Origin of the sequence: Shewanella sp. SM20 (assembly GCF_025654545.1) — a bacterium.
In the GTDB taxonomy this organism is placed as follows: Bacteria; Pseudomonadota; Gammaproteobacteria; order Enterobacterales; family Shewanellaceae; genus Shewanella; species Shewanella oncorhynchi.
In genome coordinates this window covers 1-582 of the sequence record NZ_JAKKRK010000146.1, presented here as the reverse complement: position 1 = coordinate 582, position 582 = coordinate 1, and the positions used below count along the sequence as shown (strand labels likewise).

Here is a 582-nt window from a genome sequence, read left to right as displayed (position 1 = left end):
GGTGAATACGTTCCCGGGCCTTGTACACACCGCCCGTCACACCATGGGAGTGGGCTGCAAAAGAAGTGGGTAGCTTAACCTTCGGGGGGGCGCTCACCACTTTGTGGTTCATGACTGGGGTGAAGTCGTAACAAGGTAGCCCTAGGGGAACCTGGGGCTGGATCACCTCCTTACCTATACGACTAACTTAATGTTTGTTGAGTGTTCACACAGATTTGCTTGATAGAAGAAAGAGTAAAAGATGGGTCTGTAGCTCAGATAGTTAGCACCCCAATCCCCTTGTTAAGAGTAGGGGAGGTCGGTGGTTCTGGATGAATATGGGTTTATCAAAAGATGGGTCTGTAGCTCAGCTGGTTAGAGCGCACCCCTGATAAGGGTGAGGTCGGTGGTTCAAGTCCACTCTGACCCACCAATCCTTCCTTCTCAGCGTTGGAAAGTGACTCGTTTAGTGAACTAAACGTCGCCACTGTCCGCCTTGATAAGAAATGATTGGCAAACCAATCCTTTTAGAGGTTTGGAACATCTTACTTACTCGCACTGCATGTAAATGGGGCTATAGCTCAGCTGGGAGAGCGCCTGCCT

1 tRNA gene and 1 rRNA gene are annotated in these 582 nt (G+C 50.0%); both read left to right on the top strand.

Annotated elements, in window-relative coordinates:
* Window positions 1-173, top strand: a 16S ribosomal RNA gene (locus tag L5M18_RS23365); the annotation flags it as partial.
* Between the two features lie 162 nt (window positions 174-335).
* Window positions 336-412: transfer RNA gene (locus L5M18_RS23360), tRNA-Ile, on the top strand.
* Window positions 413-582 lie beyond the last annotated feature (170 nt).